Annotated in this window: 11 protein-coding genes; 5 read left to right on the forward strand and 6 right to left on the reverse strand. The window is 50.6% G+C overall.

The genetic code is table 11. The features are described from left to right. Window positions 1-21: 21 nt before the first annotated feature. On the forward strand, window positions 22-918 hold the full coding sequence (locus tag FH871_RS16545) for a DUF3078 domain-containing protein (RefSeq protein ID WP_138992532.1): 897 nt from the start codon (window positions 22-24) through the stop codon (window positions 916-918). Here the strand turns inward: FH871_RS16545 and FH871_RS16550 are convergent. Beyond that, a complete protein-coding gene (locus tag FH871_RS16550; RefSeq protein ID WP_171062863.1) occupies window positions 915-2,777 on the reverse strand; it encodes a histidine kinase dimerization/phosphoacceptor domain -containing protein in 1,863 nt (620 codons plus the stop codon). The two genes, FH871_RS16545 and FH871_RS16550, sit on opposite strands and share 4 nt — an antisense overlap. A gap of 39 nt (window positions 2,778-2,816) precedes the next feature. Continuing rightward, window positions 2,817-3,599, reverse strand: coding sequence for a response regulator (locus FH871_RS16555; RefSeq protein WP_138992534.1), 783 nt, complete (start codon window positions 3,597-3,599; stop codon window positions 2,817-2,819). Between the two features lie 209 nt (window positions 3,600-3,808). Here FH871_RS16555 and FH871_RS16560 point away from each other — a divergent pair, with 209 nt between their 5' ends. Continuing rightward, the gene (locus FH871_RS16560) at window positions 3,809-4,186 is read left to right on the forward strand and encodes a LytTR family DNA-binding domain-containing protein (RefSeq protein ID WP_138992535.1); all 378 of its coding nucleotides are present in this window, start codon (window positions 3,809-3,811) and stop codon (window positions 4,184-4,186) included. Window positions 4,187-4,273: 87 nt separating this feature from the next. Then, entirely contained in the window at window positions 4,274-4,630 is a 357-nt protein-coding gene (locus FH871_RS16565; protein ID WP_138992536.1) for a LytTR family DNA-binding domain-containing protein, read from the forward strand. Between the two features lie 74 nt (window positions 4,631-4,704). On the opposite strand, the gene FH871_RS16570 is transcribed toward FH871_RS16565, so the two are convergent. Then, window positions 4,705-5,643 carry a hypothetical protein gene (locus FH871_RS16570; RefSeq protein ID WP_138992537.1) on the reverse strand — a complete coding sequence of 313 codons (939 nt, stop codon included), beginning with the start codon at window positions 5,641-5,643 and terminating at the stop codon, window positions 4,705-4,707. A 283-nt stretch (window positions 5,644-5,926) separates the two neighbouring features. Between FH871_RS16570 and FH871_RS16575 the strand changes: the two genes are divergently transcribed. Together FH871_RS16575 and FH871_RS16580 are read left to right on the forward strand one after the other, a co-directional pair. Further along, on the forward strand, window positions 5,927-6,760 hold the full coding sequence (locus FH871_RS16575; protein WP_138992538.1) for an Fpg/Nei family DNA glycosylase: 834 nt from the start codon (window positions 5,927-5,929) through the stop codon (window positions 6,758-6,760). A gap of 110 nt (window positions 6,761-6,870) precedes the next feature. Continuing rightward, a complete protein-coding gene (locus FH871_RS16580; protein ID WP_369008803.1) occupies window positions 6,871-8,061 on the forward strand; it encodes an acyltransferase family protein in 1,191 nt (396 codons plus the stop codon). A gap of 82 nt (window positions 8,062-8,143) precedes the next feature. Here the strand turns inward: FH871_RS16580 and FH871_RS16585 are convergent, their stop codons facing one another. Genes FH871_RS16585 through FH871_RS16595 form a run of 3 tightly spaced genes read right to left on the reverse strand, consistent with a single transcriptional unit; the run spans window position 8,144 to window position 13,970 of the window. After that, on the reverse strand, window positions 8,144-8,878 hold the full coding sequence (locus tag FH871_RS16585; protein WP_138992539.1) for a DUF3823 domain-containing protein: 735 nt from the start codon (window positions 8,876-8,878) through the stop codon (window positions 8,144-8,146). Between the two features lie 12 nt (window positions 8,879-8,890). Then, window positions 8,891-10,681 carry a RagB/SusD family nutrient uptake outer membrane protein gene (locus tag FH871_RS16590; RefSeq protein ID WP_138992540.1) on the reverse strand — a complete coding sequence of 597 codons (1,791 nt, stop codon included), beginning with the start codon at window positions 10,679-10,681 and terminating at the stop codon, window positions 8,891-8,893. Window positions 10,682-10,694: 13 nt separating this feature from the next. Continuing rightward, window positions 10,695-13,970, reverse strand: a complete 3,276-nt coding sequence (locus tag FH871_RS16595; RefSeq protein ID WP_138992541.1) for a TonB-dependent receptor — start codon at window positions 13,968-13,970, stop codon at window positions 10,695-10,697. Window positions 13,971-14,041 lie beyond the last annotated feature (71 nt).

Here is a 14,041-nt window from a genome sequence, read left to right on the forward strand (position 1 = left end):
ATCCACCAACCTGTTTGCGTAATGAAAACCGCTTTCTTTCTCCTCTTTTTACTAGGCTGGAGTGTCGGCGCTATGGCCCAAAAACCGACCCGGCTGGACTCCATCAAGGTCGTTCCGATCGATACGGTGTACTGGAAACGGTCGGCGCAGGCCGGGATCAATTTGAACCAGGGATCATTTAGCAGCAACTGGAAGGGGGGGGGCGTCAATTCGATCGCATTGGGAGCCTTTTTCAATGCCAAATCCGACTACATGCAGCGACGCTTCAACTGGACGAGCGAGGTGCAGTTGCAGTATGGTATCGTCAAAAATCAGAACCAGGATTCCCGCAAAAATGTCGATCGCATTTTTCTGGATACCAAAGTGGGGCATCGTTTAAGCCCGGTTTGGCTGGCATTCGGTAACCTCAACTTCCTGTCGCAGTTTGCCACGGGATACCGCTATGAGCAACTGCCCGGTGGTGGTGAGCGGAACGTGCTGATCTCCAATTTTTTCGCTCCGGCTTATCTGACCGAATCTGTGGGGCTGGAATATAAACCCACGACCTATTTCAATCTGCAATTCGGGTTGGGGACCATCCGGCAAACCTTCGTAATCGATGATGCCATTACGATTGGAGAGCCATCGCGCTACGGGGTTGCTCCCGGAAAAAATGTTCGAAATGAAGTGGCCTTCCAGCTCATTGCCAATTTTGACCGCAATCTGATGGAAAATCTGAACCTGAAAGCCCGGTATCAGCTTTTTGCCAATTATGCAACCCTGAACGCCATTGATCACCGGCTTGATATTTCCCTGACCGCCAAAGTCAACAAGTACGTCAATGTGAATCTGACCGGCATTGTCCTGTACGACAAAGACCAGGACGATGCCATTCAGTATAGCCAGGGGCTGGCCATCGGTTTTTTGTACTCGTTTTAGGCAGCCTCCGATTCGGTTCTGTACAAAGGCGGAATCACCAACCGGTAATACGTTCCGTTCCGGTTGCTGACCTCCAGTTGGCCACCGGCCTGTTCGCTCAGCGACGTAATCAAGCGTTTGCCGAATGAGCTATTGGGGCGTTCCCACCGCCGGAGGTCCAGACCCCGGCCGTTGTCCTGCACTTCCAGCGTGAGCCGGGGTCGCACCACGTTCGGTTCGTTGGAATAGTGGGCGGCCAGCCGGATGCGGAGAAAGGGCCTTGAAACGTGCTCGTAGGCATATTTGAAGGCATTGGTCAGGATTTCGTTCAGAATGAGGCCGAGCAACACCGACAGGTCGACATCCAGTTCTTCCTGCTCAATGAGCAACTCCCGGTCAAAATTCGCTTTATCAAAACCATAGGCCAGCAGCAGACCATCGAAGAGATCGGTAATGTATTCTTTGATGTTGATGGCCGATACGTTGTCGGTCATGTAGAGTCGCTGGTGAATCAGTGCCATCGCTTCCACCCGCTGTTGTCCGGCCCGAACTGCCTGAACCGCTCCCTCATCTTCCAGTCGTTTCGATTGCAGCCGGAGCAGGCTGGAGACAATGGCCAGGTTATTTTTGACCCGGTGGTTCAACTCCCGCAGCAACGTTTTCAATTGTTTCGACTGTTCCGAAATTTTCTGGTGGCTTTCCGAAATCACCCGGTTACTCTCCGTGAGTCGGGCGTTGGTACGCCGGATGGTACGGTATTGCCAGAACAAGAGCCCCGTTAACCCTACCAGAATCACCAAACCGGCACTTAGCCAGCCCAATTGCTGGGCTTTCTGGGTATTTTCCTCATCGAGCTTTTGGATTTGGCTTTCTTTTTCCCGTGCCTGGTAGCGACTTTCGGCCATAATCAGTTGACGTGCTTTGTCGGCATTCAGGACGCTGTCGCGGTACATGGTTTTTTGGCGGTAATAGGCCAGTGCCTGCCGGTCCTGCCCCCGTTTTTCGTAGATGCGGGTGAGAATATCAAAAATCTCTTCCCGCAGTTTCAGCCGTTCCGGGCCGTTTTCGCTCCATTTCAGAGCCAGCTGAGCGTATTTCTCGGCCTCATCCGGCCGGTTGAGCAGCAAAAGGGTGTTGGGAAGGTTGACATACACGTAACCTTTCAGGTATTCATCTTTCTGTTCTTCGGCGTGTTTCAGGCATTGGCGGTAAATACGCTCCGACTCGGTGTAGAGCCCGGCATTCTTGTATTCGATGGCGCGGTTAAAGAGAGCCGCCGTGTAATCCTCACCATTGGCCTGGTAAATGGCAATGGCCTTGGCATTGTAGGCGAGTGCTTTCCGGGAATTTTTCCGGGTGTCTTCCAGGTTAGCCAGTTCAGAATATGCATCGGCCATTAAAACCGCCCGATTGTTTTGGCGGGCTAACTGCCACGCCTGGCGGTAATAGTTTTCGGCTTGTTTCAGGTCATTAGCCAAAAAATAGGTCTGGCCGATGCGCAGCAAGATCAAAATTCGCTGGTTGAGAGCCGGAGAGTCTTTGAGATAATCGAGTGCCTTCTGAAAATGATTCAGGGCCTGAGCAAAGTTTCCCTGGTCAATTTCCAGACGGCCGAATGATTCATACACCTTGCTGATCTGGCGCTCATCCTGTTTTTTTTCGGCGATGGACAGTGCTTCTGACAGAGCGGTTTGGGAGTCGCCCACCCGACCTTTCCGGAGCATCTCTTCGGCAAAATTCTGGTAGTTGGCAATCTGAACCGTATCCGGTTTAGACGCTAGTTGGGCTTTCAGGCTGTCGTAAGCGGTGGGTGAAGTGGGCTGAGCGTAAGTTTGTTGTAGAAAAAGGAAAACCGAACAGCGAAATAGAAACCCTTTCATAGAGACAGGAAATAACATCAAGCAACAAATTCAACTTCGTTACCAAATCTGAAATTGCTGGATAAACGCCTGTTTATATTGCCGGCCCAGCGGGATAATGTGTTTTCCAATCGTTATTTCACGATCCGAAAATCCTTCGACTTTTTTGATATGAACCGCAAAAGACCGGTGAACGCGAGCCAATTGCATTTCGCTTAGCCGTTCCAGCAGGGTAGTAAGTGTCAATCGGATGGCATATTTCCGGTCGTTGGTAACGATGGTGGTATAGGGGCCGTCGGCTTCCAGAATCAAAATATCTTCCAGCAGGATTTTAACAAACTGGTAGTTATGTTTGATAAAAATCAGGTTGTCGATGCGAAGAATGGTTTCACGGGAGGGCGAATCTTTTTCCAGAATATTGTTGAGCTCAACGGCCTCATCCGGAACCGCCAGTTCCTGTTTATGGCTAAAATTATGAAGGGCTAACTCCATCGCAATGCGAAGGCTGCTGATGATAACGGGCTTCGTCAGGTAGGCGGCCGGGAGGGTTTGTTTAGCCCGTTCCAGGGTGATTTTATCAGACAATGCCGTTGTGTAGATTACTGGTACCGGTCGCACGGTCTGGATTTGCCCGATGGTTTCGATGCCGTCCCAGTCCCCTTTCAGTTGAATGTCGCACACCACGAGGTCGACTCGCTGCGTTTTAAACAATTCCAGTGCTTTTCGGCCATTGTTAGCAATGCCGACTACATAATAGCCTTCTTCTTCCAGTGTATCGGATAAATCCATGGCCAGAACGGCCTCGTCTTCAATTACCAATATGTGGATCTGCTCCTTCTCCATGCCTCAACCAGGTAAAGGGGTAAATTACTGATTATTACTGATAGTATCAGGGAAACGGATTCTTTTTATTCCCTTACCAAAATCGACCGTTCAGGTACCAATACCAGTCGTTAGTAACCATTTGCCTACATCTTATTTTTGGGAAAGTATATTTGCACAATTATTCAATAACTTCCTGTATTTGCACCCTTTACCCAGAAATTTAAAGTATGTTAATTCCCGCTTCTACTTCTTCAGCGTCAGTTGCTTCTGATTCTGTTTTACAATTGTATTTTCGGGGTTCCCGGCAACATGTTTTTCAGGCATCCGATTTGGTTTGTTTGCAGGGAGACGGTAATTATACCTGGTTGCATTGGAGAAATCGCCCGTCCATCATTATGCCCAAGACCCTGAAGCAACTGGCGGGAATGTTGCCGGCCGATGGCTTTGTTCGGGTACATCGCAATAGCATTGTCAATTGTGAGTACATTGAACGGGTAGAGCGATTGAAAACCGGTTTAGGAGCGATTCATTTGCTGAACGGAACCGTGGTGCCGGTGTCACGGCGTCGGTGGGAAGTTATTTCTGAATTATTAGGCAACGCATGAAGTGCACATAAACGAGTATTTGATCCTGAAAAGGTCAAAGATTAGAAGTAAAATCTATTTCTCTGTCAGAATCGTAAATAGAGTACTATGCTGTCAATCAATGACCCCAACGTCAAGCACCAGATCGACTTGTTAAATATTTTTTACCTTCACAGCGAAGGACAACAGACCTGGATTATCTATTTTGACAATGCCGTTCAGAAGTGCGTTTCCATTGCCGATTCACTCAATGACTGGGAAAAACAATTGCCCGATTTCTGGCGGATCAATGAAAGCTATCTGATCAATCCGGGCATTATATACCGGTTTTATCCGGCCGAAATGCCCCACTTTCCACTTCCGCTGGTGGAGCTAATTTCCGGGCGCGTTCTGGCAGTAAGTCGCCAGAAAACCAAGACGATTTTGCAAAAATGGAACCGGATCCAGCGATCGATAATTTCCTGATTAAAATTCGACACACCATAGAAAAGGCGCGATACCCAACGGTATCGCGCCTTTTCTATGGTGTGTCGAACGACTTACTTAATGGCAAATGAACCTTCGCCAATCCGGAAACCTTCCGAGTAAAATTCGATGGTGTATTTCCCGGCTTTGTAAGGCACCGTACCCCGGTTATAGGTCAGTTCCACATTCTGGTTGTTATTGGTGAACGGAACCGTCTGCTTTACGGTATATATCTGTTCCTGCCCATTAACCTGGAATGTTCCGGAGCCATTGGCCATATCCGAAACCACTGCACCGCTCGGATCCAGTACCCGAACAAATACCTCTTTCTCCTCCTGTTTGGTCAGCGGGTTTTCAGGCAGCATATAGACCACTTTTAGCTTGTCAACACGCTTTGATTTTACCTGGTCTTCCGTTGCGTCGCGTTGTTTGCCGCGTGAATTCAGCGCAAATACCCGAACATTCTGAGCTTTCAGTGCAGAAGCGCGGGTTACTTTCTCCGCCAGATCCTTATTGACTGTCGCAATGTTGGTCACTGAGTCCTGTAGCGATTGCTTTTCAGTTTGCAGCGTCGTGTTTGCGTCGGCCAGGGTCTGGTTGTTGGTAACCAATAACTGGTTCTCGGTTTTCAATTGGGCAATCAGGGTATCTTTTTCGACCAGATACGCTTCGTATTGCTTGATTTTTGCCTCATATTTGGCGATCGAAATCCGTTGCCCTTTCCGAAGGCTCGCTTTGTCGCGTTCCAGATCCGCTTTTACACGCTCCAGATCCGTAATATCACCACCCAGTTTTTTTACTTCCGCAATTTTAGCGTCCAGGGCCGTTGAGATTGAATCCAGTCTCGTTCGGGTGGTTGCTAATTCCTCTACGCGGGTGGCAATCGTTGCTTCCTGATTTTTACCCACTTCTTTCTGTTCGTATAACAGATAACTGGACACACCGGCCAGAATGGTCATAATAACTAAGGCTGCTACGAGCGCTCCGTTTGCTTTTGGCTTATTGTTTTCCATAACTACTTTGTGCGGTTTGAATTGAATTAGACAGAATTAAACAAAAAAAATTGAGTAAATTATTGTCATTCAATCATGTTAGGGTTAAAAAGAAGATTACATTGTAACCATAACGGGAGCCTCTGTAAAGTTAGTGTATTACGGAATTAAATTTTAGTAAAACACTACCTCCTGACTTAGAGCACGTTCGTTATCAAGCAGACTATTAGTTATAACACTCTCGAAGTAGAAAATGTTATAGGAATTAGTAAAACATTGCTAAAAGGTCAATTAGTTCCCGACTATGCCTGAGTTACCCGAGGTCGAAATATACCGGCGTTATCTCGAAACCTCTTCACTTCATCAATCCATCGAATCCATCGAGGTTGAAGACCCCAAACTGCTGACAACCGATTTCGCCACTCTGCAGGAGGCACTGGTGGGTCGTTGGTTCTCCGGCACCCATCGGGTGGGTAAAAATCTTTTTGTGACCACCGACGGCTCCGGCCAAATCAGCGAACCGGTGATCGTGCACATGCATTTCGGCATGACGGGCGATCTGGACTATTACCATTCTTCACTCGACCGACCGAAGTATGCCCGGATTGTATTTCACTTCCGGAACGGCTTCAATTTGGGCTTCATTTGTCCGCGAAAATTTGAGCGGATTGGCCTAATCAGCGACATAGATAGCTATTTAAAACGGAAAAAGATTGGTAAAGATGGGTTAGAAATCACTTTTTCTGAGCTAACGGGACAGGTTCGGCGTAAAAAAGCCCTGATTAAACCACTGTTGATGGATCAAACTACCGTGGCCGGATTGGGAAACTGGATCGTGGATGAAGTGCTCTTTCAGGCAAAAGTCCATCCTGAAACGCGAACTGAACGCCTGACTGATGACGAGATCCGGCAGCTTTACGACGCCATCCGGCTGGTGTTGACCACTGCCATTCGCCACGAAGCCCAATACCGTGATTTCCCGGCTGGCTTTCTGATACACGTCCGGGAGTGGGACAACTCACCTTACGACGACGTGGAAGCCCACAAATTCTGCCCCCGGTGCGGCACCAGGATCGAGAAGATTGAAGTCGGCGGGCGAACGACATATTTTTGCCCGAGCGATCAGCTTATTTCCTGAAATTGGCTTTTCTGGGTAATAGGGAGGTGCCAGACCGAAAAAACACAGACTGGAGTCGGTGGACGCATCAAAAAAATCCCGTTCTTGCGATTTCCTAATCCTGAACCACCTTGACTACTGTACTTGCTGAATTTCGTGCCGGTCGACTGATGTCGATGGACGCCTATCGCGGCTTTGTGATGTTTCTGATGGCCGCCGAAATCCTCCACTATGGCCGAATCTCGGAAGCCTTGCCCGACAGTTCGTTCTGGCGTTTCATGGCGCACCACCAGGATCACGTCGAATGGTTTGGCTGTACGCTGCACGATTTGATTCAGCCGTCGTTTTCGTTTCTGGTAGGTGTGGCCCTGCCGTATTCCATCGCCAGCCGACAGGCCAAAAACGAGCCGTTTGGGGTGATGTTTGCCCAAACGCTGCGACGCTCCCTGATCCTGATTCTGCTCGGTATTTTTTTGCGTTCAGTTGGCCGTGAACAGACTAATTTTACGTTTGAAGACACCCTGACGCAAATCGGCTTGGGCTATCCATTCCTTTTTTTACTGGGTTTCCGGCTCACGCGCACCGTTTGGATCGCCTTGGCCGCCATTCTGGTTGGGTATTGGCTGGCGTTCGTGCTGTATCCTTTGCCCGGCCCGGGTTTTTCATACGAAGCCGTGGGCGTTCCCGCCGACTGGCCGAACCATAAAACCGGCATAGCTGCTCATTTCAACAAAAACAGCAACCTGGCCTGGGCCTTCGATACCTGGTTTCTGAACCTGTTTCCCCGCGCCAAGACCTTTCTGTTCAATGGGGGAGGCTACGCGACCCTGAGCTTTATCCCGACTCTGGGAACGATGGTGCTGGGCTTGCAGGCCGGTCGATGGCTACGCGCCGGTTTGCCGCATGGCGAAATCCTGAAGCGGTTTTTAGTCGCCGGCGCCGTTGGTCTGGCAACGGGCTGGCTGTTGACCATCACGGGCATCAGTCCATCCATCAAGCGCATCTGGACGCCCGGCTGGGTGTTGTTCAGCGGTGGCTGGTGTTTTTTGCTCCTCTCAGCTTTCTACTATATAATAGATGTCCGGCAATGGCGTGGCTGGGCGTTTCCGCTGGTCGTGATTGGCATGAATTCCATTGCCATTTACTGCCTGGTTCACCTCATCGACCATTTTATCATCGATACCTTCAAGACGCATCTGGGACAAACCGTATTCGAGCAGTTTGGCGCTTACGAACCGCTCGCCAGTGGCGGAGCAGCCCTGCTGGTTTTCTGGCTGATTTTATACTGGATGTATAAGAAGAAGCTGTTTATTCGGGTGTAGAACTTGCGATGAAAGTAGCAACCAGAAAAACACCCCTAACCTGAAAGGTCAGGGGTGAAAAGTAAAGGGAAGGAATGGAATCTTAGCGAACCGTGGCTTTTACCACCGGGCTGTAATTGTATTTGGCGACGGCGGTGGTTCGAACACCGACCCGGAAATAGTACTCGCCTTTGGGTAAATGCGTATCGGCCCATTTGAATGTAAACGTACGGGGGGTGCCCAAAAGACTGGCGTCCGTTACATTACCGGCAATGTCCTGTCTCCAGAGATTGATAAAATAGCCCGAGGTATTCGAACTGATGCTTTCATCGACCTTTGCATAATCGTTGATCATAAAAATGATCTGCGAAATTTTCGTCGTCGTGTTGGCCGCCGGTTTTGTAATCGTATACGTAAACGTGCTGTCGGTTACACTCGCCGTCAGCCGGTAGAAGGGCGTGACCTTAAAATTCACTTCCTTCCGGTCGCCGTTGCCAAGATCCACCGTTGCCGAATCACCGGGTTGATACAGGAAAGCCCCGTCGCGCGGCAGGGCTTTGTAGGTACCCGCAAAAAACTGCGTGGCCGAAAATTCGCCGTTGGCTTTTAGCTCGATATCGGTCGTGCCGGGGTTGGGATATTTCACTTTATCCCACTGAATAAACCGTACGGTCCCACCGCCGGGCTGCCTGATTTCCAGCGGCTGACCATTTTCGGCGTCCGTCACTTTGCCATAAATGCCCGCATCCGGGGCCACAAAATTATCCCAGTTCTTGCAGCCACTGATGAATGCTACGAGCAAAATGGGGAGTAAAAAGATTCGTTTGATCGATTTCATAGGGTACGGTTTTTAATAGCCGGGGTTTCCATTGCCTAATAATGAGCCAGCCTTGCTGCGTTCCGACGCTGGAATCTGGAAGTAATAGTCTTTGACCTGATACGTTTTTCCACCGCCATTTGGCGTTTTTTCGAAGACATAATCCTTCGAGTTGACATCATAATAGATATACAGTCCGTTGGGAATCCAGCCGCTGAATTCGGTCGTCAGGGTCCGCCATCTTCTCAAATCCCAGAAGGTCCGGTTTTCAAAGGCCAGCTCCACATTCCGTTCATTCCGGATTTTAGCCCGGTCGATGGTGGTCAGTTTGGCAATACCCGCCCGGGTGCGGAGTTGATTCACAGCGTCCAGGGCTTCAGAAGCCGGTTTTCCCAGTTCAAAAGCGGCTTCCGCATAATTCAGCAGCACTTCGCCCAGCCGCATATCGAGCCAGTCCGTTTCTGAGGTCCAGTCCACGCACAAATTAGCGGGCCGAACCGGATCAAGCCATTTTTTCAGCCAGAAGGCGCTGGCACCGTTGTTCGAATTACCGGTGGCTCGTACCGAATTGGCCGTCGGGTTGGCCACGATCTGTTTTTTGTCGATGTCGAAATACTGGTTGAGCGCCGTTCCGTTATATCGTACCCCGTTGAAAATGACCCCGCGCTGACCGGTAATTTCGACGCCCTTGAATGAGCTGCCCGTTGAAATGACGGAGCCGAAAAAGCGCGGATCTTTGTTTTTGAAAACGTCCTGCGGGTTTTTGTAGTGGACATACGCGCCGGGCGTTCCGATGTTCAGCGTTCCTTCCGAACCGTCTACGTATTCAAACCGCTCGATCATGTCCAGGGGCGGGGTCAGGCGGTTGGCATACCCGATTGGCGAACGAATGGCTTCCGGCAAGGCCATCAAATCCTGCGAGTGCGTCCGTCGTGTCGATTCATAATCCCAGCCCTTACAAAAAATGGCTTCCGGATTGCCTTGCAGTTCATAAAAAAGCATCTGGAAGTTCTGCGCTTTGTCGGTCGGATACTTGTTGAACAGGCTGTATTTTCCACCATCGATAATGGCTTTGGACGCATCGTAAGCGGCTTGCAGATAAGGCGTTGCCTTGGCCGGGTCAACGCCCACCAGGCCTTCCAACTGAACGGTTCCAAATTTGGCGATCGAACCTGCGTGCAGCATCGACCGTGAAAGCAGCGCCAGGGCCACAAATTTGTTGGCCCGTCCGTATACGCTGTTGGCCGGTAGGTTGGCGGCCGCAAAATCCAGGTCCGATTTAACCAGATCCCAGACGTCGGCTTCCTTGCTTCGCGGCAGGTTCAGTTCCTGCGTATTGCCATCGACGGCGGTTTGTGGTTCCCGTAAAATCGGCACACCACCCCAATACTTGACCAGTTCCTGGTAATAATAGGCCCGCACAAACCGGGCTTCGGCGACGTACACATTTTTGGTCGCTTCCGGAATCGAAACCGTCGCAATTTCCTTGATAAAGGTGTTTACATTCCGAATCGCCCGGTATAATTTTCCCCAGTTTTCGTCATTGTTGGAGGCATTGGTCGAACTGGTCGCTTCCCAGGTCCAGTTGGCCGTATATCCGTCGCCATTTCCCGGAAATTCACCAAACCGACCGTTGCAATAACTGAAATCCTCGACGGGTAGATCTTTGTACAGCGTGGCAAAATAGGCTTCCACAGCCTCCGGACTGCTGAAAACCTGTTCGGCCGTCAGCAGATCGACCGGTTTTTTATCCAGAAAACTATCGCTGCAGGCCGATAAGCCAACCACGCCTAGCAAGACAATGTATTTTTTAAGGTTTTTCATGGGTGTTGGGTGATCAAAAAGAAAGTTGGAGGCCCAGGTTCACGTTCATCGTCAGCGGATAATTGTAGCTGTAAAGCCGGTCGTCGGTGTATTCCGGGTCTACAAAGTCAAGCCCTTTCGAGAAAGTGAACAGATTATAACCGTTGCCGAAGACACGCAATCCTTTGATGTGTGCTTTGCTCAACAAGGTTTTCGGAAGACTGTAGCCAATTTCCAGGCTTTTTACGCGCAGATAGGTCGCGTCGAACCGCCAGAATTCATTGCTTCGGTAATTTTGCCGCTGGCCGGTCGATGGGTATTTTCCCGGAATCCATTCGCTGGCGGCATCCACGACATCCGAACGATGCCAGCGGTCGTTAAACGCGCTGATCGGGTTGGCGGTGGCAAAATAAAACGGTCTGGATAGTTGATCCTGGTAGGCCACCTGATACATGGTTGCGCCCTGCAAGAGCATCGAAACGTCGAAGCCTTTCCATGAAACCGTAAGGTTGGTACCGAAATAGATCGCCGGTTTGCTCTGTCCGCGTCCGATGACGGTTTCGTCAAGATTGGAAATAATGCCGTCGCCGTTCAAGTCGACGTATTTGATATCACCGGGCAGAACCGTCCGGTTGCCCGCGCCGTCCATGATCGGAGCATTCCGGATTTCCTCCAGCGTTTGAAACTGTCCGTCGGTTTTGTAGCCCCAGACAATGTCGTTGAACCGACCGGCATTCCGGTTTCGCCAGAAATCATAATCGCTGTTGGCGGGCGTTTCTTCGCGATACCGGTATTGCGTCCGGGCGTAACTCATGTTGGCCGAAATCGAGTAATTCACATCCCGAATCTTGTTGCGATGGCCCAGCACGATTTCGAATCCCTGCGTACGGTCCTGATTCAGATTGACTTGCGGAAGATTGACACCATAGGTTGCCGGAATGGTCGAAATCCGGTCGCCCAGCAAACCGTCCCGATCCCGGCGAAATACGTCGGCTTCGAACGTGAGCAGGCTGTTCCAGAGTGCGCCTTCCAGACCAAAATTGGTGGTTGTCGAGGTATACCACGTAATGTTGGGATTGGCCGAATTTTTGAAACCGAGCCCGCCCACGAAGTTCGTCCCGAACTGATACCCGCTGCTTGGGTAGGTATAACCGGTCAGAAACTGAAACGACGAACCGGAAATGCCGTCATCACCCAGAACACCGTACGAACCGCGTAGTTTCAGGTTGGAAATGAAAGGTAGACTGTTTCGAATGAAGGCTTCTTCTGAAAGCCGCCAGCCCGCCGAGACATACGGAAAGAAACCCCAGCGGCTGTTTTTGGGGAAACTGGACGAACCGTCGTAGCGAAAACCGGCCTCAACCAGGTACTTCCCGGCGTAATCATAATTGACACGACCCACGTAACTCATGTTGGCGCTCGAACTGTAGCCGGAGCCGATGGCGTCGGTTTTCCGGCTTCCGGCAGCGAGTTGGTCAACAGCATCAATGATAAACTGGGTGGACGCGTTGTTGCTGTTGTTCACCCGGTCGATCTGTTCATACAGACCCAGCGCGCCGACGTTGTGCTTTCCGAAGCTGTTCTGGTAGTTGAACGACAACTGAACATCATTCCGTTTTCCCTGGCCGAACGCTTCATTGATGCGGGAAGGGGCAAGGTGCAAATACGGTTTTTGATAATACGTCTGCGTGGCTGCGTCGAACAGATACTCGTACTGGTTGTATTTCTTGGTAAACTGCTTGCGGAAACTGTAGTTGTTGTCGTAGGCATACTGCGCCTTGAGACTCAGCCCTTTCACAAACGGAACCACATACGACACCTGAAACGTGGAGGTCAGAAATTTCTCATCATTCCGGTTGTACCCACTGTAGGCTTCGGAGAAATCGGCAATCGGATGGCTCAACGCGCTCAGGGGTTGACGCAGATAGGCCGGGTCGTTGTTCGAATAGAGCGGTTCGGTCGGGTCCCATTGCCAGGTATTTTTCAGCAACGCCCAAATCCCCTGGCTCGGTTCGTTGCTGATCGAATTGATCAACGCAATGTTCGCGCCCATCGTCAATCCTTTGGTCAGTTCAGCGTCGATGTTGAGCCGCAGGTTGTATTTTTTTCCGGTCAGGATGTCCGATTTAAACAAACCGCCTTCGCCAAAAAAGCCGGCAGAAGCAAAATACCGGAGTTTGTCCGTTCCACCGTTAATGGTCAGATTGTGTTGCTGTTGCGAAGCCCGGTCGCGCAAAACCGCCTTTAAAAAATCGGTACTGGTGGCCTTTCCGCTTTGAAAATCGGCCAGTTGTGCCGCCGAATACTTGGGGGGCGTAAATTCACCCCGGTTACTGATGTTGTTGTTGACGTGTTGTTCGTTGAAGAGGGTTGCGTACTGAAAGGCATTGGATAGTTGGGGGTATTGGGTAATGATCTGTTGCCCGATGTGTGTCGTATAGTTCACCTGAACCTTGCCCTGGCTCCCTTTTTTGGTGGTAACCAGCACCACACCGTTGGCTGCTTTTACCCCGTAAATAGCCGCCGTGGCATCTTTCAGGATCGAGACACTTTCAATTTCGTTGGGATCAAGTCGGTCAAAACCGGATTTGTCGCGCTGAACGCCGTCCACAATGATCAGCGGTCCCCCGGTTTGATTGCCGTTGATGTCATTGGGGTCCGTATAACTAAACCCCCGAATGTCGATCTGGGAATCGTATTTGCCGGGTTGGCTCGACAACTGCACCACCCGGACGCCGGGGGCGCGCCCGGTCAGTGTGTTGGTCACGTCGTTGTTCGAATTAATCACCAGCTCTTTACTGGCAACCGTTGCGATTGCCCCCGTAACATTCACCTTCCGCTGCGTACCATAACCCACTACCACCACCTCGCCCAGCGCCTGCGCATCTTCTTTCAGCGTAACATCCAGCGAACTCCGGTTGTCGACAGCCGCTTCGTAGGAAAGGTAACCGACAAACGAAAAAACCAGTGTTGTGGCTTCATTCGGAATGCTCAGGGTATAAACGCCTTTTTCGTTGGTGGTCGTGCCACGGGATGTCCCCTTGATTACGATGTTGACACCCGGTAATGCGCCCCCTTTTTCGTCGGACACTTTCCCCGTTATGGTCCGGTCCGGCAGGCTCTGGCGGGTGGTTGCAGGTTGTAACCGCAGAGGCCGGGCTAGTGAAGCCGAGGGTGGACTGGATCGGTGCGCCAGCAATTCCTGGGCTTTTACGGGCAGCGTGCCGACCAGTCCGATGATCAGAAACGCCCGGATGAGGTGCCCATATGGCACCCGCATCATGTTTAAGGCAAATAAAAATTTTTGCATAAACCCTGATTTTATTGGATTAGATTTTGGGCGAAGTACATCGGCAGGGCTTAAAAAAATCTTAATAAATG

The organism is Larkinella sp. C7 (assembly GCF_006149005.1).
Classification (GTDB): Bacteria; Bacteroidota; Bacteroidia; order Cytophagales; family Spirosomataceae; genus Larkinella.